This is a genomic window from Enterococcus raffinosus (genome assembly GCF_001886185.1).
GTDB classification, from domain to species: Bacteria; Bacillota; Bacilli; order Lactobacillales; family Enterococcaceae; genus Enterococcus_A; species Enterococcus_A raffinosus.
In genome coordinates, this window is record NZ_JXLA01000006.1 from 49,932 (window position 1) to 76,128 (window position 26,197).

24 protein-coding genes and 1 other RNA gene are annotated in these 26,197 nt (G+C 39.3%); 18 read left to right on the forward strand and 7 right to left on the reverse strand.

The window, feature by feature from the left end; translation table 11 throughout:
* The first annotated feature begins 65 nt into the window (after positions 1 to 65).
* The 4 genes from tkt (at position 66) to nth (ending at position 5,106) form a co-directional block, all read left to right on the forward strand.
* The gene (gene tkt / locus RV13_RS04475; protein WP_010744793.1) at positions 66 to 2,060 is read left to right on the forward strand and encodes a transketolase; all 1,995 of its coding nucleotides are present in this window, start codon (positions 66 to 68) and stop codon (positions 2,058 to 2,060) included.
* A 233-nt stretch (positions 2,061 to 2,293) separates the two neighbouring features.
* Positions 2,294 to 3,637: an FAD-dependent oxidoreductase gene (locus RV13_RS04480; RefSeq protein WP_010744794.1), complete on the forward strand. Its 1,344-nt coding sequence runs from the start codon at positions 2,294 to 2,296 to the stop codon at positions 3,635 to 3,637.
* A 112-nt stretch (positions 3,638 to 3,749) separates the two neighbouring features.
* Positions 3,750 to 4,460 (forward strand): DnaD domain protein, encoded by a 711-nt coding sequence (locus tag RV13_RS04485; protein ID WP_010744795.1) that lies wholly within the window; start codon positions 3,750 to 3,752, stop codon positions 4,458 to 4,460.
* Positions 4,453 to 5,106, forward strand: coding sequence for an endonuclease III (gene nth, locus RV13_RS04490; RefSeq protein ID WP_010744796.1), 654 nt, complete (start codon positions 4,453 to 4,455; stop codon positions 5,104 to 5,106). Before RV13_RS04485 ends, nth begins: the two co-directional genes overlap by 8 nt.
* A gap of 16 nt (positions 5,107 to 5,122) precedes the next feature.
* Here the strand turns inward: nth and RV13_RS04495 are convergent, their stop codons facing one another.
* The gene (locus RV13_RS04495) at positions 5,123 to 7,435 is read right to left on the reverse strand and encodes a PBP1A family penicillin-binding protein (protein ID WP_010744797.1); all 2,313 of its coding nucleotides are present in this window, start codon (positions 7,433 to 7,435) and stop codon (positions 5,123 to 5,125) included.
* 4 nt (positions 7,436 to 7,439) lie between these two features.
* Positions 7,440 to 8,045: a Holliday junction resolvase RecU gene (gene recU, locus RV13_RS04500; protein WP_010744798.1), complete on the reverse strand. Its 606-nt coding sequence runs from the start codon at positions 8,043 to 8,045 to the stop codon at positions 7,440 to 7,442.
* A gap of 80 nt (positions 8,046 to 8,125) precedes the next feature.
* Here recU and RV13_RS04505 point away from each other — a divergent pair, with 80 nt between their 5' ends.
* The 6 genes from RV13_RS04505 (at position 8,126) to RV13_RS04530 (ending at position 11,930) form a co-directional block, all read left to right on the forward strand.
* Complete coding sequence (locus RV13_RS04505; RefSeq protein ID WP_010744799.1) at positions 8,126 to 8,683, forward strand: SLOG family protein; 558 nt, start codon at positions 8,126 to 8,128, stop codon at positions 8,681 to 8,683.
* Positions 8,684 to 8,751: 68 nt separating this feature from the next.
* Positions 8,752 to 9,153 (forward strand): cell division regulator GpsB, encoded by a 402-nt coding sequence (gpsB, locus tag RV13_RS04510; protein WP_010744800.1) that lies wholly within the window; start codon positions 8,752 to 8,754, stop codon positions 9,151 to 9,153.
* Positions 9,154 to 9,167: 14 nt separating this feature from the next.
* An RNA gene (gene rnpB / locus RV13_RS04515) (RNase P RNA component class B) lies at positions 9,168 to 9,540 on the forward strand.
* Between the two features lie 129 nt (positions 9,541 to 9,669).
* On the forward strand, positions 9,670 to 10,836 hold the full coding sequence (locus tag RV13_RS04520; RefSeq protein ID WP_010744801.1) for a THUMP domain-containing class I SAM-dependent RNA methyltransferase: 1,167 nt from the start codon (positions 9,670 to 9,672) through the stop codon (positions 10,834 to 10,836).
* Positions 10,823 to 11,470, forward strand: coding sequence for an HD domain-containing protein (locus tag RV13_RS04525; protein WP_010744802.1), 648 nt, complete (start codon positions 10,823 to 10,825; stop codon positions 11,468 to 11,470). The genes RV13_RS04520 and RV13_RS04525 overlap by 14 nt, the downstream gene beginning before the upstream one ends.
* 112 nt (positions 11,471 to 11,582) lie before the next feature.
* A complete protein-coding gene (locus tag RV13_RS04530; RefSeq protein WP_010744803.1) occupies positions 11,583 to 11,930 on the forward strand; it encodes a hypothetical protein in 348 nt (115 codons plus the stop codon).
* Between the two features lie 12 nt (positions 11,931 to 11,942).
* Here RV13_RS04530 and RV13_RS04535 read toward each other — a convergent pair whose 3' ends face one another.
* Entirely contained in the window at positions 11,943 to 12,257 is a 315-nt protein-coding gene (locus RV13_RS04535; protein WP_010744804.1) for a hypothetical protein, read from the reverse strand.
* Between the two features lie 120 nt (positions 12,258 to 12,377).
* Between RV13_RS04535 and RV13_RS04540 the strand changes: the two genes are divergently transcribed.
* A complete protein-coding gene (locus tag RV13_RS04540) occupies positions 12,378 to 13,526 on the forward strand; it encodes a VanZ family protein (RefSeq protein ID WP_010744805.1) in 1,149 nt (382 codons plus the stop codon).
* A 1-nt stretch (position 13,527) separates the two neighbouring features.
* Entirely contained in the window at positions 13,528 to 14,877 is a 1,350-nt protein-coding gene (locus RV13_RS04545; protein ID WP_010744806.1) for a DEAD/DEAH box helicase, read from the forward strand.
* Positions 14,878 to 14,895: 18 nt separating this feature from the next.
* Here the strand turns inward: RV13_RS04545 and RV13_RS04550 are convergent, their stop codons facing one another.
* A complete protein-coding gene (locus RV13_RS04550) occupies positions 14,896 to 15,336 on the reverse strand; it encodes a GNAT family N-acetyltransferase (RefSeq protein WP_010744807.1) in 441 nt (146 codons plus the stop codon).
* Positions 15,337 to 15,405: 69 nt separating this feature from the next.
* Here RV13_RS04550 and RV13_RS04555 point away from each other — a divergent pair, with 69 nt between their 5' ends.
* The 3 genes from RV13_RS04555 to cls all read left to right on the forward strand — a co-directional run bounded on the left by RV13_RS04555 (position 15,406) and on the right by cls (position 20,963).
* On the forward strand, positions 15,406 to 16,458 hold the full coding sequence (locus RV13_RS04555) for a DUF7278 family profilin-like fold-containing protein (RefSeq protein ID WP_010744808.1): 1,053 nt from the start codon (positions 15,406 to 15,408) through the stop codon (positions 16,456 to 16,458).
* 267 nt (positions 16,459 to 16,725) lie between these two features.
* Positions 16,726 to 19,359 (forward strand): alanine--tRNA ligase, encoded by a 2,634-nt coding sequence (gene alaS / locus RV13_RS04560; RefSeq protein WP_010744809.1) that lies wholly within the window; start codon positions 16,726 to 16,728, stop codon positions 19,357 to 19,359.
* Positions 19,360 to 19,502: 143 nt separating this feature from the next.
* Entirely contained in the window at positions 19,503 to 20,963 is a 1,461-nt protein-coding gene (cls, locus tag RV13_RS04565) for a cardiolipin synthase (RefSeq protein ID WP_010744810.1), read from the forward strand.
* Here the strand turns inward: cls and RV13_RS04570 are convergent.
* Positions 20,958 to 21,344 carry a ribonuclease HI family protein gene (locus RV13_RS04570; RefSeq protein WP_010744811.1) on the reverse strand — a complete coding sequence of 129 codons (387 nt, stop codon included), beginning with the start codon at positions 21,342 to 21,344 and terminating at the stop codon, positions 20,958 to 20,960. The two genes, cls and RV13_RS04570, sit on opposite strands and share 6 nt — an antisense overlap.
* Before the next feature lie 35 nt (positions 21,345 to 21,379).
* Between RV13_RS04570 and RV13_RS04575 the strand changes: the two genes are divergently transcribed.
* Positions 21,380 to 21,811 (forward strand): EbsA family protein, encoded by a 432-nt coding sequence (locus tag RV13_RS04575; protein WP_010744812.1) that lies wholly within the window; start codon positions 21,380 to 21,382, stop codon positions 21,809 to 21,811.
* Between the two features lie 9 nt (positions 21,812 to 21,820).
* On the opposite strand, the gene RV13_RS04580 is transcribed toward RV13_RS04575, so the two are convergent.
* Complete coding sequence (locus RV13_RS04580) at positions 21,821 to 22,021, reverse strand: cold-shock protein (RefSeq protein WP_010744813.1); 201 nt, start codon at positions 22,019 to 22,021, stop codon at positions 21,821 to 21,823.
* Positions 22,022 to 22,195: 174 nt separating this feature from the next.
* On the opposite strand from RV13_RS04580, the gene RV13_RS04585 reads away from it, so the two are divergent.
* On the forward strand, positions 22,196 to 23,869 hold the full coding sequence (locus tag RV13_RS04585) for a formate--tetrahydrofolate ligase (RefSeq protein ID WP_010744814.1): 1,674 nt from the start codon (positions 22,196 to 22,198) through the stop codon (positions 23,867 to 23,869).
* A 29-nt stretch (positions 23,870 to 23,898) separates the two neighbouring features.
* Here the strand turns inward: RV13_RS04585 and RV13_RS04590 are convergent, their stop codons facing one another.
* Positions 23,899 to 24,783, reverse strand: a complete 885-nt coding sequence (locus tag RV13_RS04590) for a LysR family transcriptional regulator (protein WP_010744815.1) — start codon at positions 24,781 to 24,783, stop codon at positions 23,899 to 23,901.
* Between the two features lie 132 nt (positions 24,784 to 24,915).
* On the opposite strand from RV13_RS04590, the gene RV13_RS04595 reads away from it, so the two are divergent.
* Positions 24,916 to 26,091, forward strand: a complete 1,176-nt coding sequence (locus RV13_RS04595; protein WP_010744816.1) for a Gfo/Idh/MocA family protein — start codon at positions 24,916 to 24,918, stop codon at positions 26,089 to 26,091.
* The last annotated feature ends 106 nt before the right edge of the window (positions 26,092 to 26,197 follow it).

Below are 26,197 nucleotides of genomic sequence, written 5' to 3' on the forward strand. Positions count from 1 at the left end.
TCAAAATAAATCGGTTACAATGAATCTGTAATTAAAGTATTTATGACCAAAAAGGAGGAAGTAATTTGTTCGACAATATCGATCAACTAGGTGTAAACACAATCAGAACGTTAAGTATTGAGGCAATCCAAAAAGCAAACTCAGGTCATCCAGGGTTACCAATGGGTGCGGCACCGATGGCCTATGCTTTATGGACTAAACATTTGAATGTTAATCCAGCGACTTCATTAAACTGGCCAAACCGCGACCGTTTTATTTTATCGGCAGGTCATGGTTCTGCAATGCTGTACAGCTTGTTACACCTTGCAGGCTATCAAGTAACGATTGATGATTTGAAAAATTTCCGTCAATGGGAAAGTAAAACACCAGGACACCCAGAATTTCATCATACTGATGGGGTTGAAGCAACTTCAGGTCCTTTAGGTCAAGGTATCTCAACTTCTGTCGGAATGGCAATGGCTGAAGCACACTTGGCTGCGACATACAACCGTGACAGCTTTAACGTTGTGGATCACTACACCTACGCACTATGTGGCGATGGGGACTTAATGGAAGGCGTTTCCGGCGAAGCAAGTTCAATGGCAGGTCACATGAAGCTTGGCAAATTAATCGTTTTATACGATTCAAATGATATTTCTTTGGATGGACCTACTTCAAAGGCATTCACTGAAAATGTTGGTGCACGCTACGAAGCTTATGGTTGGCAACATATCTTAGTAAAAGACGGCAATGATTTAGAAGCCATCTCAAAAGCAATTGACGAAGCAAAAGCTGAAACTGAAAAACCTACATTAATCGAAATTAAAACAGTCATTGGTTTTGGTTCACCTAAAGAAGGGACTTCTGCAGTCCACGGAGCTCCTCTCGGTCAAGAAGGAATTGACGTGGCAAAAACTGTTTATGGCTGGGAATATCCTGACTTTACTGTTCCTGAAGATGTTGCCAAACGTTTCAAAGAGCAAATCAACGATAAGGGCGCGAAATCAGAAGCAGAATGGGATGCGATGTTCGAAAATTACGAAAAAGCTCATCCTGAGTTAGCCAAACAATTTAAAATGGCCTTTGCAGGCGATTTACCAGAAAACTGGGAAAAAGCTTTACCAGTTTACGAGGAAGGTACAGCTCAAGCGAGTCGCGTATCAAGTAAAGATGCTATTCAGGCAATTGCAAAAGCAGTTCCAAACATTTGGGGTGGATCAGCTGACCTATCTGGTTCAAACAACACGACGATTGCTGATGAAGCTGAATTCCAACCTGGATCTTATGAAGGTCGCAATATTTGGTTTGGTGTTCGTGAATTTGCAATGGCAAGTGCTATGAACGGTATTCATTTACATGGTGGTACACGTGTATACGGCGGAACATTCTTCGTCTTTACCGACTACCTTCGCCCTGCTGTTAGAATGTCGGCGATTCAAGGATTACCAGTTATTTATGTATTGACTCATGATTCTGTTGCTGTTGGGGAGGATGGCCCAACACATGAGCCAATCGAACAATTGGCTAGTGTTCGTTGTATGCCAAATGTCCAAGTCATTCGTCCTGCTGATGGTAATGAAACTTCTGCAGCCTGGATTCAAGCATTAGAAACAAAAAATAAGCCTACTATCTTAGTTTTAAGTCGTCAAAACTTACCAGTCTTGCCAAACAGCAAAGAAATGGCTAAAGATGGAGTCGCTAAAGGTGGCTATGTCATATCTAAAGCTGAATCAAACACACCGGATGGTATTTTGATCGCAACGGGCTCTGAAGTAGATCTAGCTGTTCAAGCACAAAAAGAATTAAAGGCTCAAGGGAAAGATGTTTCTGTAGTTTCTCTTCCAAGCTTTGATCTATTCGAAGCACAAGATGAAGCGTACAAGGAATCCGTTTTACCAAAAGCAGTAACAAAACGCGTAGCAATTGAAGCTGCTTCACCATTTGGCTGGGAACGTTACATTGGCTCAGAAGGTAAAATGATCGGAATCGATCATTTTGGAGCCTCTGCACCTGGTGATTACGTACTAGAACAGTTTGGTTTCACTGTTGAAAATGTTGTAAACACATTTAACGAACTATAATCATGTTTTTCATTCAAAATGAAAAAGCTGAACAGAAATTCTGTTCAGCTTTTTTTGCTTTATCTGACTGGCTTCTAAAGCATTTTTTACTAACTACGCTTACATAATTTCTCTTAGGAAGATAAAAATGTTTATTCGTGAGCAAATTTATTTAGACAGAATTTGAATTCTGTTATACTGTCCTTGTGCAAAAGATTGCAAACAAAAAATTATCAAATGAAAGAGGGACAATGATGAAAGTAGTAGTAGTAGGATGTACACATGCCGGCACTGCAGCCGTTAAAAATATTTTAGCAAACCACCCAGATGCAGAGGTTACTGTATTTGAGCGGAACGATAACATTTCTTTCTTATCTTGTGGAATCGCTTTATATGTCGGAGGAGTAGTGAAGGATCCAGCAGGATTGTTTTACTCAAATCCTGAAGAATTAACCTCCCTAGGTGCAAAAGTGAACATGGAACACGATGTAACAAATATTGATACAGATGCGAAAAAAGTAACAGCTAAGGATTTAAAAATAAACGAAGAAAAAATAGTAGATTATGATAAATTAGTAGTAACAACAGGTTCTTGGCCAATTATTCCGCCAATCAAAGGAATTGAATCCAAAAATGTATTGCTATGTAAAAACTACAACCAGGCAAATGTCATCATTGAGCAAGCAAAGGATGCTAAAAAAGTAGTAGTAGTAGGTGGAGGCTATATCGGAATTGAATTAGTCGAGGCTTTTGCTGAATCCGGTAAACAAGTAACCTTGATTGATGGTCTATCTAGAATTTTGAACAAATACTTGGACGAACCCTTCACAAATCTTTTAGAAAAAGAATTAGTGGATCGCGGTGTAACATTAGCTTTGGGTGAAAACGTCAATGAATTTGTTGCCGACGAATCTGGTGCGGTGACAAGAGTAGTGACAGCAAGTCAAGAGTTTGATGCAGATATGGTCATTTTATGTGTCGGCTTCAGACCAAATACAGATTTATTGAAGGATAAGGTTGATATGCTGCCAAGCGGCGCAATCAAAGTGAACGAATACATGCAATCAAGCAATCCTGATATTTTCTCTGCTGGAGACTCTACGGTTGTTCATTACAATCCAACAGGACAAGAACAATATATCCCATTAGCAACAAACGCTGTGCGTCAAGGGATGCTAGTTGGACAAAATCTAGTTGAACAAAAAATGAAATATCGTGGAACACAAGGAACATCTGGACTATATCTATTTGGTTGGACGATTGGTTCAACTGGATTGACAAAAGAAGGTGCTGCATTGAATGGAATTGATGCAAATGTGACTGTTATCGAAGACAACTATCGTCCAGAATTTATGCCGACGACTGAAAAAGTCTTAATGGAGATTGTCTCTGAAAAGGGAACAAACAAAATTTTAGGTGCACAGTTCCTTTCTAAATATGATATTACGCAATCAGCCAATACATTGTCAGTAGCTATCCAAAATGGCATGACCTTGGAAGACCTAGCATTACAAGATTTCTTCTTCCAACCCCACTTCGATCGCCCATGGAACTACTTAAATATCTTAGCTCAAGCAGCCTTAGCAGAAGCAGAATAAACCATAACAGGGAGGGAAACCTTCCTGTTTTTTTGTTTCTTTATAATTCGTTTTCCAGGATTGGACTTCTTTTTTTTTTAGTGTAAACTAAAATGGGAACGGAGGATTTAAAATGATTTCATTAGAGGATTATTTAGCAGGAGGAGAAACGACCGTCTCAAATCTGCTCTTAAAAAATTATACAAAACTCGGTTTAGATACAAACGAATTTATGCTCTGGCTTCAGCTTCATGCTGCACATCAAGCAGGAGAAGATTTTCCGAATTTAACAATAATCGCTAAAAATATGGGTGATACCATTGAAAAAATTTATGGTGTGTTAAATAGCTTGGTTGAAAAAGAGTTTGTCACCCTTGAAACAGCTTTGGACGAATCTGGAAAGCAAAGTGATCGTTATAATTTGATGCCAGCATATGAAAAATTAAACATACTAAAAGAACAAGAGCGTTTTGAAGCGGAGGAGAAGAATGATTTGGCCGCACAAAAGAAAATGCTGCGTTCTTTCGAGCAGGAGTTTGGCCGCCCATTGTCACCCATTGAATACCAAAAAATTGGCTATTGGTTGAATGAGGATCATTACTCGCCTTCATTGATTGAGTTGGCATTACAAGAAGCTGTTTTAAATCAGGCGTATAATTTTAAATATATCGAAACAGTCTTACAAAGTTGGGAGAAAAAAAATATTCGATCAAAAGTGCAGGTTGAAGAGGAACAGCGCCGAAGAAAACAAATTTTACTTCAAAAGGAAGAACAGAATCATTCTGAAGAACTTCCTAAAGTGTCTTTGTATAACTGGTTAGAAGGGAAAGATCCAGATGCTTAGCAAAGAGAAAACAATGGAAGCTATGTCAAGAATGTATGAAATGTTTCCCGATGCGGTGGGAGAGCTCCACTCTGAATCACCTTTTCAATTATTAATTGCAGTCATTTTAAGTGCGCAGGCAACAGATGTTTCTGTGAACAAAGCGACACCGGCACTATTTGCGGCCTATCCAACACCTGAAGCTTTGGCTCAAGCACCTATTGAAGAGATTATTGCAAAGATTAGAACAATTGGTTTGTATCGGAACAAGGCAAAAAATATTAAGGCCTGTGCACAGATGCTGTTAGATAATTACGGCGGCGTTGTCCCTAATTCTCGCGAAGAGTTAATTAAGTTGCCTGGCGTTGGCCGTAAGACCGCCAATGTAGTGCTCGGGGATGCGTTCGGTGTACCTGCCATAGCTGTGGATACCCATGTAGAACGAGTAACTAAACGTTTACGGATTTGTAAATTAAGTGCTTCTGTAACGGAAGTAGAAGCCACGTTAATGCGGAAAATACCAAAAGACTTATGGGTTAAAAGCCATCACACACTCATTTTCTTCGGACGTTATCACTGCACCGCACGCGCACCTAAATGCGAAATTTGTCCGTTATTAGATATGTGCCAAGATGGGAAAGAGAGATTAAAAGCCACTCGAAAATAATTCGAGTGGCTTTTTTTTAATTACCAGAACTAGGCTGTAAATTTCGTTGTGCCTGTGCCGGGTCAGGCTGATTAGCACTTGATGACGGCTGTGATGGTTGCTGTTCAGCAGACGAAGACGGTGTTGGTGTAGGATCAGGTGCAGAACTTGGTGGTGCTTCACTACTGCTTGCTGGTGGAACCACTGTTGATGACTCCGATGCACTGGTTTCAGATTCAACACTACTGCTTTGAGTAGTCGTTTCGCTGGAATAGCTGCTGTTATTGTAATAAGAGCCTTGGACAGAATAGCTAGGTTGTACTGGAACGGAAGACGCTCCTTTTACATAAAGTTCATTTCCAATTCTTAAAACATCATTTGGCATGACCCAATCTTCATTTGAAACATTTTCTGAGGCATAGCTCATCATTTCGCGATAAACATCTTGAGCGATACCTTCGGATTGAGTGGTGATTGGTGTCATTCTGTTATCATAGCCGGCCCAAATAGATAATGAATAATGAGGCGTATAGCCAGTAAACATTACATCTGGAGAAATTGATCCAGAATGAGGGATTTTGGCTAGTTCATCATCTGTATAGTTCGAAGTCCCAGTTTTCCCGGCTTGAAACAAGTTCGGAATTTGAGCCTTGTATCCAGTTCCCTTAGTAATCACATCTTTCAAAATGTCAGTAATCATATAGGCCGTATAAGGTTCCATGGCTTTTTTACCTTCATTTTCAAATGTTTGTTCAGAACCATCTTGATATTTAATCTTGTTAATATAAAGCGGTTCGTTGTAAGTCCCGCCATTAGCAAAGGCCGCGTAGGCAGCAGCCATTTTTTCAGTAGAGATACCATATTTGGTACCATCCTGCGTTTCAGTATTACTTGATATGGCGTTAGCTTGCTGAATTTCTTTGTACTGAATACCTAATTTTTTAAGAAACTTCGCAACATTATCTGCTCCAACTTCATTAAAGACTTTTACAGCAGGAACATTACGTGAATCATATAGAGCTCGTCTTAAGGAGATTGTTCCTTGGTACGTCAAATCCCAGTTTTTAACTTCCGTTTTAGTTCCTTCATAATAGTAAGGTTCGTCTTTGATTAGCGTCCCAGTTGATTGTTGTTTGTATTCAAAAAGTGGACCGTAATCGGTAATTGGTTTAACTGTCGAACCAAAATCACGATTGGTATTTACTGCTCGGTTCATCCCCAAGTAGACATCGTCTGCGATATTGCGACCACCAATTTGAGCAGTCACATTTCCAGTTTTACTATCAACGAGTGTGGCGGCAATTTGTAACTCTTCATCCGGGTATTGAACATATTCATCACCATTTACGATCGAGTAAAGTCGATTTTGAGCATCCGTATCTAAATTCGTGTAAATATCTAAACCGTCGGTGTAAACGTTCTTCCCTGTTTTATCTTCTACTTGAGCAATAACTTCTTTGACATAATTATCGGCAACTTTTCGTTCCTGATTGTCAGATTCCAGTGGTAGTAAACCTTGATCAATCGGTTCTTTTGTTGCTTTATCATATTCGTCTTGAGTAATCTTCTTATTATTCAACATTGTGTAAAGCACTGTATCTCGTCGATCTTTCGCCGCTTCAGGATGTTTATAAGGATCATATGAATTGGGTGCTTGCGGCATGCCGGCTAACAAGGCGGTCTGAGCGATAGTTAAATGCTGTAGTTCTTTTCCGAAATAGGTTTCAGCAGCAGTTTCCATCCCGTAGAGGCCATTTGCCATATAGACTTTATTAATATAGTAAGTAAGTATTTCTTGTTTCGAGTGTTTTTTCTCAAGCTGTATTGCTAACCAGGCTTCTTGTGCTTTTCGCCTTAGTGTTTGATCTGAAGCTTTTGTTGAGAAGAACGAAAGCTTTACAAGCTGTTGCGTCAATGTACTACCGCCTTGAAGTCCGCCTTTATTCGTAATATTGTGGAATAACGAACCCATGATTCGAACTGGATCAACGCCGTTGTGTTTAAAGAAGCGTCGGTCTTCCACCGAAACAATCGCATCATCTAATTCCTGCGGTATTTTAGTGGCGCTGACTTTTTCGCGTTTCTCAGCACCTAAATCCTCAAAAATATTGCCATCCTTGTCATATAGTTTTGAAGATACTGTTGCGTCCAATTTCTTTTCGCTTAAAGTTGGCGCATCTTTCACGTAGAAGAAGAAGACGCCGATGCCCGTTAGTAAAGCTACACAAAGTAACCCCACAATTGCAATCGCGATTTTCAACCCAATATGGCGATTTTTTGTCTTCTTTGATGCAGGTTTTTTTCCTTGTGCAGTTCGCATTTTCTTTTGCGAACGTGAGGGATTAGCCATTTGATTAACTCCTTTTTTCAAGATATTGTTCCACCGCTGCCAAGTAAGGGATTCTTGGGGCAATTTGCGGTGTGATCTCGATACCAACTGTTTCTATTACTGTAAGTGGTATTGATTTTTTGCCGTTCTCTTGCTCGTTCCAATAGTTTACCAGTTCTTGAGCAGAAAGAAAAAAGCAACGATTCAAGCTTGAAAACCATAGCAAAACAAAACAAATCGCCTCTTGCTTTATGCATTGCTGCATGTGAGTGATTTGATGCTGATGGAAATTTTTCAGCGGAAATGAGGTTTTGTTTTTCGTTTCCTTCGCTTCAAAATCTAGATAGTATCCGCGATAAACGCCATTGTAATCAGTAGTAGAAGGCTGTCTAAAATAGGCCTCTTTAATGACTGCTGCACTTCGTTTGGGATAGTCGACCTTAACAATCTGAAGCGGCGTTGGCTTTTTATGGACAACTGCCTTATTATGAGTTAAGTAGTATTCGTTGCTTTGATTAATTGCTTCTTCAAAGCGCATCCCGCGATTCGCAAACGTCGTCTCCTTTTTTAATGTACGTTCTCGTGGATTTTTTTGTGAAAACAACTGACCGTTAGGGTAATGAAAGGTCATTTTTATCACACTCCTGCTAGCTATTATAGCAAATTTTTTCGAAAGATATTTTATTTTTAAGTGAAAGTAAGGAAAATGCAATGAATGAAACAATAGAGCGATTATACGTAACAGGATATCAAAGCTATGAATTGGGAATATTCAATGAGAAAGATCCAAAGGTACAAGTCATTAAGAATGTTTTAAAACGAGAACTGATTGCGTTAATTGAAAATGGTCTGGAATGGGTGATGATTAGCGGCAGTCTTGGCACAGAGATTTGGACAGGGCAAATCGTCAATGAACTCAAAAAGGACTATCCTCAGATAAAATTAGCTATTATTTTTCCCTTTGAAGGATTCGGAAGTAACTGGAAAGAACACAATCAATTATTTTTGAATGAGCTGGTACAAACGGCTGATTTCGTTGATTCTGTCAGTCATCACCCGTATCAAAATCCAATACAATTTAAAAATCATGTAAACTTTCTGCTTCAGCACACGGACGCAGCGCTTATCGTTTATGATACAGAGTATCCTGGTAAAACCAAATTTTTTCTAAAGGATGTAGAGAAATTTCAGGAGAGAAATTCTTATGATTTACTTACGATCACGATGGATGATTTAGAAAATTCCTCATACTTTGGGGATAGTGTTTGATTTCCTTTGGTATATCAGCTAGAATGTATAGGAAAGTAAATTAAGATTAGAGCTAATGAGGTGGAAAAATGGCGAATGTAATCTATACTCCTAACGATATTTTGGAGCAAGAATTTAAAACAAAAATGCGCGGCTACGATCCTATCGAAGTTGATGAATTTTTGGACAATGTAATTAAAGATTATGAAGCTTATAACAAAGAATTATTAACGTTGAGAGAAGAAAACGATCGGTTGAAAGCAAAAGTTGAACAACTGTCAAAAGCTCAGCCAGCACCTTCACGTGTAAAAGAAGCTGCGCCTAAGAGTTCAGCGGTAACAAACTTTGACATCTTGAAACGTTTATCGAATCTTGAAAGAGAAGTATTTGGTAAGAAGCTTGACCAACAAGCCTCTGCACAAACATCTTCGGACTTTGGTCAAAATTATACTCAAGATGAGAGCGACATTGAAAAAACTCGTCAATTTTAAATTTGAATGATGCAATTTTTGGGTGATCGCGGTTTGCTTTGCGCAGGCTGAGGAAAGTCCATGCTCGCACAGACTGAGATGTCTGTAGTGTTCGTGCTTAGCGAAACCATAAGCTAAGGTACTTCTTTTGAAGTAACGGCAGAAAAAAAGGCTAAGGAGGAATCTATGCCTGAGTATTCTTGAAAGTGCCACAGTGACGAAGCATTTTGAGAAATCAAAATGGTGGAACGCGGTAAACCCCTCGAGCGAGCAACCCAAACAATGGTAGGGGCGCTTTTTCTAAGGAAATGAACGATGAAAGAGACGACATTAATGTCGGAGATAGATGATTACCACGACGATCACGCTTCCCTGAGTGGATCGCCGTACAAAACATGGCTTACAGAAAATTGCAGCAATTCAGGGTGTGCCTTCCAACTTTGTTGTGAAGGTTTTTTTATTGGAAAATTCAAGATTGCCCCTCATAGATAACAAAAACAATAAATGATAACTAAGAAGAGGTTCAAAGGAGATATTATGGAAAAACAATACAATTTAATTGCCACAGCTGCCGCTGGTATAGAGGCTCTAGTGGGCAAAGAATTAAGAGGACTTGGCATCGAGTGTCAAGTGGAAAATGGACGGGCACGATTTAAAGGAGACTTGGAGACAATCGCTACTGCTAATTTATGGTTACGAACAGCGGATCGTGTAAAAATTATTGTCGATGAATTTGATGCTTTTACATTTGATGAATTATTTGAAAAAGTAAAGGCAATTCCGTGGGAAGACTATTTACCGTTGGATGCAGAATTCCCAGTTGCGGGACGCTCAATAAAATCGAAGCTGTACAGCGTCCCTGACTGCCAATCGATCACTAAAAAAGCTATCGTGGAGCGTTTGCGTGAGGTCTATCATCGTCCAGCTCGTGTACCATTACCTGAAACAGGGGCATTGTTCCAATTAGAGGTAGCTTTATTAAAGGATCATGTTGTCCTGACTTTAGATACTACTGGACCAAGTTTGTTTAAACGCGGCTATCGGTTAGAAAAGGGTGGCGCGCCACTGAAAGAAAATATGGCTGCAGCATTAGTGATGCTGACAAATTGGCGTAAAGATCGTCCTTTTTATGATCCTGTTTGTGGTTCTGGAACATTGTGTATCGAAGCTGCCTTGATTGGACACAATATCGCTCCTGGCTTCAATCGTGATTTTGCATGCGAGGCGTGGGATTGGTTTGATTCCTCTGTATTTGAAAAAGTACGGGCAGCGGCTGATAATGCTGCTGACTATGATATCGAATTGGATATTGCTGGATCAGATATCAATGGTCGCATGATCGAAATTGCTCGAGCAAATGCAGAAGAAATTGGTTTAGGGGATTCGATCCAATTTAAGCAACAGGCTGTCAAAGACTTTAAGACCGAAAAAGACTACGGTGTAATTGTAGCAAATCCACCATACGGCGAGCGTCTAGGAGAGGAAGAACAGGTACGTGAACTTTATCGAGAGATGGGAGATGTCTTTCGTCCGCTAAAAACCTGGAGCAAATATATTCTTACAAGTGATCTGGCCTTTGAAGAGTTCTATGGCGCTAAAGCAACCAAAAAAAGAAAATTATATAATGGGGCGTTACGAACAGATCTATTTCAATATTGGGGCGAACGTCCACCCAGAAAGCCGAGATTAGATGCAGAAGAATAAAGTAGAAGAAATTCGCCATTATTCGATAGAAAAACTTGGGGGCGACCATAGCGGACATGATTTTTATCATGTGGAGCGCGTGGCCAAAATAGCCAATCAACTGGCTGAACAAGAAGGTATATCTGATACTTTGATTATTGAAGCAGCGAGCTATCTTCATGATATTATCGATGATAAAGTCGTCGCTGACGTTGGGTTGGAAAAAAGGAACCTTAAAAAGTTTTTAAAAGAACTTGATTTCTCTACAAAAGAGATTCAAGAAATTTTTGAAATCATTGAAAATATGTCTTTCTCGAAGGAGATCGAAGAAGGAAAAGCTGATTTGACTGTAGCCGGACAGATCGTTCAGGACGCGGATCGTATTGATGCCTTAGGAGCGATCGGTATTTTACGAACGGCTTATTATGGGGGGCATACTGATAGCCCATTATATGATCCGGCTATATTACCGCAAGAGTTCAAGAGTAAACAGGAGTATCGTAAAAAAAGTACGGTAATTAATCATTTTTATGAGAAGCTTTTCAAATTACCAGAAACGATGAATACAAAAGCTGGAAAATTAGAAGCAGAACGAAGAAAAAAATTTATGGAAAATTTTTTAGAAGTTTTTTATACCGAGTGGAATTTATCATAAAAGTAAAGGGAGAATCTTCAGAAAAAAGTAAAAAAATCCTTGAGACAAGACATATTATTTCCAGTGTTCTTCTTTTTCTCCTATAATGTTTCTTGGTTAGGAGGAACTCTGAATGCTACATCGTGAATTCTTGAGTCCCGAAGAAGTTTTAGAAAAAATGCCAAAATTGTCTGAAGGATTATTCGCTATTCGTTGCAAGCTTACGAATAAGACCTACCAGGTAATTTTATATAAATACCAAGAGGATTATTTCTTAGTAGAAAATCCAGCATTGATTAGTCTTTTACTTGAAAAAGAACGAAGCTTTTTTGGAACGCCCGAACAACTTTTGAATGAAATCGAAATGTCGTTTGAGGATAATAATTATCAACCAGCATCAAAAGAGTGGGTCAACTTAGACTTGAATACCTTGAAGTTACTTGAGAATGTCGAAATCAAATTCTTTGATTTGGAAGAATAACAGGAGTCCCTGTTATTCTTTTTTTCTAAACTGACGGAAAAGGTAGTAAACATTGATGACCGTAAGAATTGCGCCGAGAGCGAATGGGACGATTAAGCGACCTTGACTGTATCCAAAGTTCTTTTGAAAACTTTCTGCTGAAGTAAGTGAGACCACAGTTTGACTGTAGTTGTAAACTTGATAACTAAAAGTTGTCAAAAAAACTGAAATCAATGTCAAGGCAAACCGTCGATATTCGCTACTTTTCATCCGTTTTAAAAAATAGAAAATCATATAGGCAACCATCAGGGCTGCGGGAACGCCAAACGCAAAAAGCGGATTAAGCATATAAAAAAACCTCCTTGAAAATTCATGATAAATCAGAGCTGATTCCATTTTACCACAACACAAAAAAAAGCATTGCTGATTCGAATAGTCGGCAGTTCTTTAATAAGATGAGGGAGTTTTATGAACAGTTATATTTTTCCTATTAAAGCAGCAGTGATAACTTTCCCTTTTTTGGCAATGATCATTACTGCACCATTTTTAATTTATTACTATCGCAAATATGGACAATTAGGTAAATTGAGAAGTCTGATTCTTTATTCCTTTGTCTTCTATTTACTATCTGCTTATTATTTGGTCATTTTGCCTCTTCCAAGCATTGATGCAGTAGCACAGATGACCGGTCCGAGATACGAGCTTCATCTTTTTCAATCTTGGCACAACTTCATGAATCAAACAGTACTGCAATTGAATAATCCAAGCACGTATTTGCCGGCAATGAAACAAAGTGTGTTTCTTGAACCGGTTTTTAATATTTTCCTGTTATTTCCATTTGGTGTGTACTGTCGGTACTATTTCAAATTTTCACTTTGGAAGACGATTTTGGCTAGTTTTTGTTTGTCCTTATTTTTCGAATTGACTCAATTGAGTGGACTATACTTTATTTATCCACGCCCGTATCGTCTATTTGATGTCAATGACTTATTTCACAACACATTAGGTGGAACCTTCGGCTTCGCCTGTGCGCCACTCTTTACTTTCTTTCTACCAACAAGGAACGAGCTTGATTCAGAATCGTATATTAAAGGACAGCAAGTTTCTCTGTTGCGGCGCTTTGTAGCAATGGTGATTGACTGGATGGTTATTGGTTTTTTCAGTAGTCTTGTTGGTCTTATTGGAACCAATCTACCTAGTGACATAAAAGTCTTATTAAGTTATCCATTTGTCAGCTTCACTTTGGAAGTTGTGTTATACTTCATGCTGGTTATGTATTTTTGGAATGGGCAAACCATTGGAAAAAAAGTGGTCCGTATCAAAGTGATAGAAAAGAACAGAGAGCATATTCGGTTTTGGAGTTTAGTGAAGCGGTATAGCGCCTTTTATCTTTTCCTTAATGGACTGTTGCAGATTTTTAATTTTACGATGAACCATTTATCAACAGCCAATCACTCAATATTTATTGCTTATGTTACATTTGGCTTTATGAGTTTAGGAATTTTGCTTTTATTTCTTTTCAACTTATTGTATGCTCTCATAAGAAGAAAAAACCGCCTATTCCATGATAAAGCGAGTCACACGTATACGATTAGTACGTTAAAGAAAGAGGTATAACATGCGAACTTTTGAATCATTCAATTTCCAGCCGTTTATTCTTGAAGCTATTAAGGATAAAGGGTTTACTGAACCAACGGCGGTTCAAGAAAAATTAATTCCTTTAGTCAAAAAAGGAAAAAATGTTGTTGGACAATCACAAACTGGATCAGGAAAAACACATACATTTTTATTGCCTTTGATGGATAAGATTGATCCTGAAAAAGATGAGGTACAAATTGTTATTACAGCTCCAAGTCGTGAATTGGCAACACAAATTTATCAGGCAGCGATTCAAATCGCCCAATTTTCACCAACTGAAATTCGAGTGACTAATTTTGTTGGCGGCACTGATAAACAACGCCAAATAGAAAAGCTATCCACTCATCAGCCTCATGTAGCAATTGGGACACCCGGTCGAATTTTAGACATGATGAACGAACAGGCATTGAAGGTTCATACAGCAGAATATTTTGTTGTTGACGAAGCAGACATGACTCTGGATATGGGCTTTTTAGCTGAAGTAGATCAAATCGCTGGTCGGTTACCGAAACATCTTCAAATGCTAGTTTTTTCTGCAACGATTCCTGAGAAGTTACGTCCGTTTCTTTTGAAATATATGGAAAATCCAGTGATTGAAGAAATCAAGTCTAAAGCCGTGATTTCCGATACGATTGAAAACTGGTTGATTTCAACAAAAGGGCAAGATAAAAATCGTCTGATCTATCAGTTATTAACCATTGGGCACCCTTATTTGGCCATTGTTTTCGCGAATACCAAACAGCATGTCGATGAAATCAGCGACTACTTGAAATCTCAAGGATTAAAAGTGGCGAAGATTCACGGGGATATTTCACCACGAGAACGTAAGCGGGTAATGCGTCAAGTACAAAACTTAGACTTCCAATATGTTGTGGCAACCGATTTAGCCGCACGGGGAATCGATATTGAAGGGGTGTCACATGTTATCAATGCTGAAATCCCTCAAGATTTAGATTTCTTTATTCACCGTGTTGGAAGAACGGGACGAAACGGACTTTCAGGCACAGCGATTACCTTGTATGGTCCAAGTGATGAAAACGACGTTAGTCTGATAGAAAATACTGGCGTTACTTTCCAACCAAAAGAAATAAAAAATGGAGAAATCGTCGATACCTACGACCGCAATCGACGAAAGAAACGTGAGAAATCAAAGGATGAGCTAGATCCAACATTGATTGGTTTAGTAAAAAAATCCAAGAAAAAAATCAAACCTGGATACAAAAAGAAAATTGATCGAGCAATTTCAGAATCAAACAAACAAAAACGTCGGCAAGCACGCCGGCAGGAAGAGCGCAGTGTACGTAAAAATAAAAAGCGCTCGAATTCTTAACAAAAAGAGCGACGTCCGCTAATCTTTGGACAGTCGCTCTTTTTGCATTTTGATACATGGAATCCCATCTTCTTCAAAAACGTCAGAAACAACTTGGTAACCTTGTTGTTCGTAAAATTTTTGTGCGCTGATCTCCGCAGAGAGAACGGAATAACAACATCCGTCCTTACTAGCTCGCTTTTCAATATATTGCAGCAATTCAGCACCCAATCCGCGACCTCGATAATCGGGATGGACACATAAGCGATCGGGATTCAAGGTGAAAGAATCCAATTTTTGGTAACGAACGGTTGCCACTGGTAGCTGATCATCAAAGAAAACAAGATATTGTCGATCTGTTGTATCCAATTGATCGAATTCCAATTCTGGTAAAATATTTTGTTCTAAAACAAAAACTTGATAGCGCAAATAAAAAGCAGCAGCCTGAAGTTCTGGTGTTGCGCCAAAATATTTTTTCATCTTAATCCTCATTTCATTATGATAATGGTATAATTCTAGCATATGATGTTGGAGGAGGCAGAAAGAATTATGAACTTACTCGATCAACTAGACTGGTCCTATTGGAAACGATTGAATCCCAAAGAAAAACGTACCTTACTAAGCCAGTTATTACTTCATTTTGTTAACCCGCTGATGAAGATTTCAGATATTGAATTAAAAGATTTTGATTTATACGGGATTAAGTGTCAAACGTTCCAATTGTTAATTGATGAAGAGGAATTTGTTTTTATTCCTGGAAATAAAGATGCAATTTTAGGATGGAATTTGGGCACTAAGGGCTTGTCTCTATTAGAAACTGCACCAAACTCTCAGGAAATCACAATTCCTGAAGAGTTACGTGGACAGTACAATTTTTTTGACGTGGATTCTTTAGGGGAATTAATCAATGATAAAACCACAAGTCTGCGAAAAGTTAAAATTCCACCAATGTTCGTTCAACGACATGCGTTACCCGCTGGAACTAATTATTTAGGAATCTACGATGCAGTAACAGGAAGTTTTTCTGGTGAAGCCGATCAATTTTCTATGTATGAGGAAGAAATCAAAGAGGTACTTTCTCCGAATTTGACACCAGAAGAGAGCATGACCTGGTCTTTTCCTAGAAATGTCTTGAAAGAAGACCGTTGGTATATTGAAATGGTGCCCCATTCAGACAGTTATTTTGTTTTTAGTCATGAGCAACATACCTATAGCAGCTTGAGGAAAAAAGTTCGGAAGAAGAATTTTGATCTTTTGACGGAGGATCAGTGGGAGTATGTCAACGGGGCGGGCAGCCGCCGTCTATTCCGCTGGGGAAATGATTTGAATGTGAAGGACCCTTACCGAGGAAAAAAGGTTCGCAAGATGATGGAAAGGGAGAATATGTTTGGCCTGTATTTCGATACTTCCATGGAACGTTTTGAGATCACGGAAGATCCAGGTGTTTTAAAATTGACGAATAAGAAAAACAATGTGGGCATTCCAATTGTTGATTTTCTTCCTTTGTCGAGCTATTTTAGCAACAATACGACGATGCTCCATGAAAAAGTATTATCGCCGAGTGATTATTTGTATCGTAAAGCGATTTTAATCAAGATCTAGTTTGACTTTTGGCAAACTTTTTCCTATACTCATAAAAGGATATGGTTTGTTCCTTACGCCTCCACAGAAAGTGCACGATTGCTGAAAGCTGCACGTGGCGAAGAATAAATTGCTCCCACAATTATTTGATTGAAAAATCAACGCTGCTCAGCGTTAACGAGCTGAAGAGGTAATGATCAAACTATCATTGCAATCAAGGTGGTACCGCGAGTTTTCGTCCTTGACTGCAGTGGTAGTTTTTATTTTTTTTAGAAAAGAGGAGAATAGATGAAAAAATTATCAAGCGCTGAAGTGCGCCAAATGTTTTTAGATTTCTTTAAAACGAAAGAGCACATGATTGAACCAAGTGCCTCATTAGTTCCCGTAAATGATCCAACATTATTGTGGATCAATTCAGGTGTTGCCACCATGAAGAAATATTTTGATGGAAGTGTCGTTCCTGAAAATCCACGCATCGCGAATGCACAAAAATCCATTCGCACAAACGATATCGAAAATGTCGGGAAAACTGCCCGTCACCATACGATGTTTGAAATGCTTGGAAACTTTTCTATTGGTGACTATTTTAAAGAAGAAGCGATCGAATGGGCATGGGAATTCTTGACTTCGCCAGATTGGATCGGGTTTGATCCGGATAAATTGTATGTCACAGTTTATCCAGAGGACAAGGAAGCAAAACGTATTTGGTTAGAGGAAGTTGGTATTCCAGCAAATCATGTTGTTGAGATCGAAGACAACTTCTGGGATCTAGGCGCTGGTCCGAGCGGTCCTGATTCAGAGATTTTCTACGACCGCGGAGAATCATTCAACGACTTAGCTGAAGATGATCCAGAAAACTATCCAGGCGGAGAAAATGAACGCTATCTAGAAATCTGGAATTTGGTCTTTTCAGAATTTAACCATACGCCACAAGGGACGTATGAACCATTGCCTCATCAAAATATTGATACGGGTATGGGACTTGAACGAATGGTTTCGATCATCCAAGATGCACCAACTAACTTTGAAACAGACCTGTTCTTACCGATTATCGGTAAAGTTGAAGAATTAAGTGGTAAAAAATATGGAACAGATAAATTATTAGATATTTCCTTTAAAGTTATCGCTGACCACATTCGCTCTTTAGTATTCGCAATTGGCGATGGTGCGCTTCCATCAAATGAAGGACGCGGCTATGTCCTACGTCGTTTATTACGTCGGGCAGTCATGCATGGAAAAAAACTTGGGATCGACCAAGCCTTTTTGTATAAATTAGTTCCTGTTGTCGGTGAAATTATGGTGAGCTACTATCCAGAGGTTAAACAACAAGAAGCGTTTATCGAAAAAGTTGTTCGTACTGAGGAAGAACGCTTCCATGAAACAATCAACGATGGCTTGACCATGTTGAATGATGTTTTAGCGGATCTGAAGGACAAAAACGAGACAACGCTTGATGGAAAAGTCATCTTTAAGCTTTACGATACATTCGGCTTCCCTGTGGAATTAACGGAAGAGGTTGCTGAAGATGAAGGGCTAAAAGTTGATCATGAAGGCTTCGAAGTAGAGATGCAGGCTCAAAAAGAACGTGCTCGTGCAGCTCGTACGACAGAAAAATCCATGGGTGTTCAAACAGCGTTATTAGGTGATATCAAAGTTGACAGCAAGTTTGTCGGGTATGATCATTTAGAAATTGAAAGTGAATTACTTGTTATCCTACAAGACAATGCGATGGTCTCCACAGTGGAGGAAGGAGAAGCCAAAGTCATTTTTGCTGAGACACCTTTTTACGCTGAGATGGGTGGACAGATTGCGGATAAAGGAATCCTTGTTGACCAATCAGGCAAAATCATTGCCAATGTAACAGATGTGCAAAAAGCGCCAAATGGTCAGGCGTTGCACACTGTAGAAGTTCTTGAATCATTAAACGAAGGAGATAAATACTTCCTACAAGTAAATGCTGCTTTTCGTAATAAAGTGATAAAAAACCATACGGCGACTCACGTATTGCATAAAGCACTAAAAGAAGTTTTAGGCGATCATGCGAACCAAGCGGGTTCATTAGTAACGGATACCCACTTACGTTTTGACTTTACTCACTTTGGTCAGGTTACGGCAGTTGAACTGAAAGAAATGGAAAAAATCGTTAACCAAAAAATTTGGGAGGCTATTCCAGTCGTAACGATTGAAACAGATATCGATACTGCCAAGAATATGGGTGCGATGGCCCTGTTTGGCGAAAAATATGGTCACGATGTTCGTGTGGTGAATATTGGTGACTGGTCTATCGAGTTATGTGGCGGAACGCATGTGGTGAACACTGAAGACATCGGCCTGTTCAAGATCGTTTCTGAATCTGGTATTGGCGCCGGTGTTCGTCGGATCGAAGCATTGACAGGCAAAGAGGCATATGAAGCCTTCCGAGATGAAGAAGAACAGTTGATGCAGGTTGCACAAATCGTGAAATCACCACAAATCAAAGAAGTAGTCACCAAAACAGAACAGCTACAACAGCAAGTAAAAGAATTACAAAAAGAAAATGAACAACTAGCGACAAAATTGGCGAACCAACAGGCCGGAGATGTCTTCAAAGACGTGAAGGAAATCAATGGAACCACTGTGATTACAGCACAAGTTAACGTCAAAGATATGAATCAGCTGCGGCAATTGGCGGATCAATGGAAACAAAAAGCCTTATCCGACGTCTTAGTTCTTGGAACAGTTCAAGGGGAAAAGGTGAATTTATTAGCGGCTATGAGTCCTACAGCGAATGAAAAAGGGTTGAAGGCTGGCGACTTGATCAAAGCAATTGCACCAAAAGTTGGCGGTGGCGGTGGCGGTCGTCCAGACATGGCACAAGCAGGCGGTAAGAATCCAGCTGGATTATCTGATGCACTAGCAGAAGTAGCGAACTGGTTGGCATAATTATCGACGGCTAAAGACAGCATCTTAGTGATGTTGTCTTTTTTTATGAGAAAATGACTATTCTGTAGCGTGTTTCTTTTATTACTACTGTGATTTGGGTATAATTCAAATGAGAGAATTTTTTGTTGAAAAGAGGGGACCACTTGGGAATTATTGAGCAAATTATTTTTTTAATTTTTATTGCCAATGCTGTGGGTGCGATAATTACCGTTTTTCGTAAACCGCGGAATATTACAACGATCTGGGCCTGGCTATTGACCTTGATTTTTTTACCTGTGATCGGATTTTTAATTTATGCTTTTTGTGGACGGGGAATCGATGGCGAGACTATGTATCGGTTTGAACAAGAGGATGAAAAGCGCGTAAAGGAAATCAATGAGATCATTCAGGAAGACAATCGTCATGTGGATTACAATGAACCGGATCAGTTGTATCCGGCGGCGAAATCTTTAGTAAAGTATTTCCAAAATTTGGACGAATCCCCTTTAGCTGTTCGCAATGAGCTGGAGTTCTTTTTAGATGGGACGGCAAAGTTTGAACGTTTATTTGAAGATTTACGAGCTGCTCAAAGTACGATTCATGTAGAGTACTATGCATTCTTCAATGACCGAATCGGTAATCGTTTTTTGCGTATTTTAGAGGAAAAGGCGGCAGCAGGAGTCCAGGTCAAAATGATCTATGATCCTTGGGGCTCTCCAAAAACCAACAAAAAGTTTTTTGAAACGCTTATCAAAAACGGCGGTAAAGTCACTCCGTTTATCACATCAAAGAACATTTTAGCAAAAACCCGCTTAAATTATCATTTACATCGAAAAATCGTCGTCATTGACGGACAGATCAGCTGGACCGGTGGATTCAATGTAGGGGATCAGTACCTGGGAGAATCAAAACGCTTTGGCAGATGGCGAGATACTCATGGGAGAATTGAAGGGACGGCAAGTTTTACCCTTCAAGAAATCTTTATTCGTGACTGGAATGCTTCCGTTTCTAGTAAGTCGGAGCGCATGAGCTATTTACCTGAATATTTTGTTTTGCCACAGAAAAAGATTGAAAAGGGTGTCCCTATGCAAATCGTGGCAGATGGTCCAGATTCCAGCGAACAGATCATCAAAGATGGGTTTGTCCGCTTGATTTTAGCAGCAGAGAAGAGTGTTTGGATTCAAAGTCCATATCTTGTCCCCGATGAAACAATGATATCAGCTATTTTGATTGCTGTTCGCTCTGGTATTGATGTCCGGATTATGATTCCCAATATGCCAGACCATCCTTTTATTTATCGAGCAACACAGTATTATGCTAATTATTTACACCAACGCGGAGTCAAGATTTACCATTATGCTGATGGCTTTATTCATTCAAAAACAATCGTGGTCGACGATGAATTAGCCACCTTCGGTTCAACGAATCAAGACATTCGCAGTTACGAACTGAACTTTGAAGTCAGCAGCTTTATCTATGATCCAGAGATTGCCCAGCTGTTCCGTACGATCTTTGAAGAAGACATGAAGGAATGTATCGAATTAACAGATGAGATGATCGCGAGTCAGTCCCATTGGCTGAACTTCAAACAACGCTTTTCTCGTTTGCTTTCACCGGTTTTATAATTTTTTTCGTAAACCTTGGCGGGCAAGATTGTCCGCCCCTTTATTTTTTGCTTCAGGAATCCATTGAAGCACTAATAGTGGAAATTGCGGAGCAATTTCATTAAACTCTGATAAATATGGCAGGAAGAGCTTGTTTTTTGTCTGTCCTTGGTCTAAAATTTTTATTGCAGTTTTACTATCGGAATAAAGCAAAACCGATTGATCATTTAACTTGTGATCGATCAGATAATGTAGCGCATAGAGAATGACAGCTAGTTCAGCCTGATGATTATTTGTTTCAGGTAATGAAAATGCTAGCTGCTGTTGCTTTTCAGAAATGATTAAAACACCGCCGCCGCTTTTTTCTAGATTCGTGGCAGCATCGGTATAAACTTTTAACATAAGGATCATCCTTTTTTTAGAGTAGGAGTATATGAATGGAGAAAAAACGCTATTTTTGGCAACCGGAACTATCGATCAGTATCATCTATTGGTCGGTGACCTTTATCATTCTTTTTTATGGTTTAATCTTGACATTAGAAAAGACACATCCCTACTTGCAGGGAAATATCGTTATTGGTATCGCCGTCTTGAGTGGTGTGGTTGGTCTCCATCGCTATTTAGTTTTAGAAGAGACGGGAATAAAGGTAAGGTACTCTAGACTTTGGAGACGAGAAACACTTCTTAAAGAACACATTGATTATTTAGCCCTTTGTAAAGATGGAATCATCATTCAACGGAAGGGACTAAGTGGAGCAACGTTTCATTTTGCAATGAGAAAAAAAAGAAGAGACGCTTTTTTGAAAGATTTTGCTGTATTTTATCCTGAAATTGACATCAAAGAAAACGAAAAGATCAGTCATGACTGATCTTTTCGTTTATTTCTTTTTTACATGAGCCGCTTGCATCCCGCGAGCGCCTTCTACAATTACAAACGTTACTTCGTCACCAGGGTCCAAACTTTTGAATCCATCTTCCTCAATAGCGGTGAAATGCACAAAAACTTCTTGATTTTCTTCATAGGTAATAAAGCCATACCCCTTTTTTTCATCAAACCATTTAACAATGCCATTATTCATTACACAACACCCCTTTGCAATTGCTGGTTTTATTATACGTGATGGAAACAAAAATTGCGAATCAATAAGATTAACGAATCTAAGTGATGTTTTTCTCAGGATAATTCGTTATAATAAGAAGGAACGAATAAAAAAGTGTATTTTTCTGAATAACGTTCGGGAAAGGGAGTTTTTATGAAAACGGATATTGAAATATCTCAAGCGACGACTTTAGCGCCTATTACGGAGGTCGCAGAAAAAATCAACTTATCATTTGATGATCTGGAATTACACGGCAAGTATAAAGCAAAAATTGAATTTGATGCTTTAGAACGGATGAAAAAAAATCCAGAAGGAAAATTGATTCTTGTAACGTCTATTAATCCAACTCCGGCAGGCGAAGGAAAATCAACTGTGACTATCGGTTTAGGGGATGCACTAAATAAAATCGGAAAGAAAACAGTGATTGCCCTACGTGAGCCTTCATTAGGGCCCGTTATGGGAATCAAGGGAGGCGCAACTGGCGGCGGATATGCGCAAGTGTTGCCGATGGAAGACATCAATCTCCATTTTACAGGAGACATGCACGCGATCACGACAGCTAATAATGCATTATCAGCGTTGCTTGATAACCACATTCATCAAGGAAATGATTTGAACATCGATGCACGTCGAGTGATCTGGAAACGTGTCGTTGATCTGAATGACCGTGAACTTCGTCATATTACTGTAGGTTTAGGTGGACCAATCAATGGGGTTCCTCGTGAAGACGGTTTTGATATCACTGTAGCAAGTGAAATTATGGCTATTTTATGTCTTGCAACAGATATCGAAGATCTCAAACGTCGCCTATCCAATATCGTAGTTGCCTACACGTTTGATCGTGAGCCGGTGACAGTGGGTGACCTGAAGGTAGAGGGAGCTTTAGCGTTGGTGCTAAAAGACGCGATTAAACCAAACTTGGTTCAAACAATCTATCAAACACCAGCTTTTGTACATGGCGGTCCGTTTGCCAATATTGCTCACGGCTGTAACAGTATTTTAGCTACAAGAGCTGCTTTACATTGTGGAGAATATGTGGTGACAGAAGCAGGCTTCGGCGCTGATCTTGGTGGTGAAAAGTTCTTAGATATCAAAGTGCCGAGCTTAGGAAAAGCACCAGATGCCGTAGTCATCGTTGCAACTATTCGTGCCTTGAAAATGCACGGAGGCGTTGCAAAAACGGATTTAAGTGCTGAAAATCTTGATGCCTTAAAAGACGGGTTTAGCAATCTTGCCAAGCACATTCGCAATATGCGTAAATACGGCTTACCAGTTGTTGTGGCAATCAATGAATTTGTTAGTGATACAGAAAAGGAAATCACACTGTTGAAAGAACTTTGTGAGCAGGAAGATGTTAAAGTTGAATTGGCTAGTGTTTGGGAAAAAGGACCGGATGGCGGGATTGATTTGGCCAAAACGTTAGTCGATACAATTGCCAACGAAGAAAACGACTTTCATTCAATCTTCAGCAGAGAACACGATGACCTAACAGAAAAAGTTGAGACAATCGTCCGTGAAATTTATGGTGGAAATGAAGTTATCTATAGTAAAAAGGCACAACAACAATTAGCAACCTTTAAAAAATATGGGTGGGATCGTTTGCCTGTTTGCATGGCAAAAACTCAATATTCTTTATCAGACGATCCAAGCAAATTGGGTGCACCGATTGATTTCGATGTGACGATTCGTGAGTTCGTACCAAAAATTGGAGCCGGTTTTGTAGTCGCTTTAACCGGAGACGTCATGACCATGCCTGGATTGCCGAAAAAACCAGCGGCTCTAAATATGAATGTCGATGAAAAAGGCAATGCAATCGGCCTATTTTAACAATACAAAAGACTGAATCATACAACGATTCAGTCTTTTTTTTCTTGGAAATCTTTTGTCTTTAAGAAATGAAGGAAGGTATTGGCTGCTTGATTAAGTCGAATGCCTTTTTTCTCCGCCAAATAGACCGGTCTCACAAGTGGAACTGTAAATCTTAAGACACTAATATCAAAATGAGCCATTAACTCATTGTAGGGAAGGATCGCAGCACCAAACCCAACCGACACGAGACCAGCCTGCGATTGATCTTCTTCAACGTGGCAAGCTGTAACAAGTGGGATTTTTTGTTGACGAAATAAGTTCTCAATATAAAAAGTCTTGTCTCTCGTTAAAACCATAGGGACATTCGCCAATTCAGCAAAATCGATACACTCTTTTTGTGCTAGTGGGTGGTCATTTGCGACAATCGCTACCAGCTCTTGGTCAAAAAGATGGGTAAATGTTATCTCTGGTTGATCCTTTAAATAGGAACAAAGAGCATAATCACAAATTTCGTCATGAAGAAAACGAATCAAACGTGGGGTATTTCCTTGCCAGAATCTAAATTGGAACTGCTGATTGGCCTCGATATTTCGGAATGTTTGTAAAATATTCGGAACAATCTCTGGACCTATAGAAAAAATAAATCCTAAATCAATGGTTCCATGTAAGGGGTCAACAAAGTCTAGAATTTCATTCATGCCTTTGTCTAAGGTTTCTAGAGATCGCTTCACTCGCGGATAGTACATTCTCCCTGCTTTTGAAAGCCTGACATTTCTTCCTACAGGTTCGAACAAGGGAACGGCAAGCTCTTCTTCCAAGCGGTGAATAATTCGGCTTAAGGAGGGTTGAGCGATTCCAAATTCCTCCGATACTTGACCGTAATGCTCGACTTCTGCTAAGCGGCAGAATATTTCTAAGTGATAAGTATTCATGCACTGCCTCCAACTGTTTCTATATTTACTATAATCATACCACTTTTGTTATGAATATTTAGAATGAAAGCGATTGTTTCTGATTGTTTTTCTTCCTATAGTAATAGTAACAAAAGTCGAAAGGGGTATAAAATGAAAAAAGTATGTATCGCCATTATCGGAGCAGGATTCGCTGGAAACTTTCATACCAATTCTTATTCAAAGGTTAGCGGGGTAGAGTTAAAAATTAAATATGTTTATGATAATGACCGTGCAAAAGCGCAGGAGCTTTGCGATAAATGGCCTATCATTGAACAAGTAGCAGACACGTATGAGGAAATACTTGCTGATCCAGAAGTGGAAGCAATTGATATCATCACACCGCCAGTTACACACGTACCACTTGCGTATCAGGCTGTAGCAGCGAACAAACATGTCATTTGCGAAAAACCATTAACAGGCTATTTTGGTGAAGAAGGCGATGAACAACCGATTGGACTAAAAGTACCTAAAGAAAAAATGTATCAAAGAGTACTTAGTGAGATCGAGGAATTTAAAACAAAATTTGAGGCATCCGATCGTTTATTCATGTATGCTGAAAACTATGTATATTCACCAAATATCTTACATTCTGCTAAGATCCTTGAGGAGAAAAAAAGCAGAATTATGTATATGAAGGGGGAAGAAAGCATCCGATCATCCACATCCCCTGCCTCTGCATACTGGAAGTTAGCCGGCGGTGGTTCATTGATCCGATTAGGCAGCCATCCAATTGGCGGCATGCTGTTTCTTAAGCAGGTGGAAGCGAAAGCTCATGAAGAAGAAATTAAAATCCAAAGCGTAACTGCAGAAACTGGACGCTTAGCGCCAAATCTGAATCCCCATGATAAACGTTACTTTCCGGCAAATTCTGTCGATACTGAAGATTTCGCGAGTGTGGTCATTACCTTTAGTGATGGAACAAAAGCGATCTCTATCTCAAACGATAATACCTTGGGCGGCGTGAAAAACTACGTAGAAGTTTACACAAACGATAGTGCTTTAATCAACAACATTACACCTGCGGACAATCTATCCACTTACTTCTTAGATGAAGATGGCTTAGAGGATGTTTATATTTCAGAAATGTTGACTGAAAAAACGGGCTGGAATAAAGTCTTTGTTGCTGAAGAGGTATTACGAGGATACTTAAATCAGTTCCAAGATTTTGTTGAAGCGATCGCCTATAATCGTCAGCCTTTATCTGATTTAGACTTGGCTTACGATACAATCAAAGTGATCTATGCGGCTTATCAATCTGCCGAAGAAGGAAGAAGAATCGATTTTTAGAAAAATAATCAACACGCTATGGGGCATTGATAGACAAATCAATGCCCCATAGCGTGTTTTTGCATAAAATAAGCAAAAAGTGCATAATATTTCGTATATACGGATG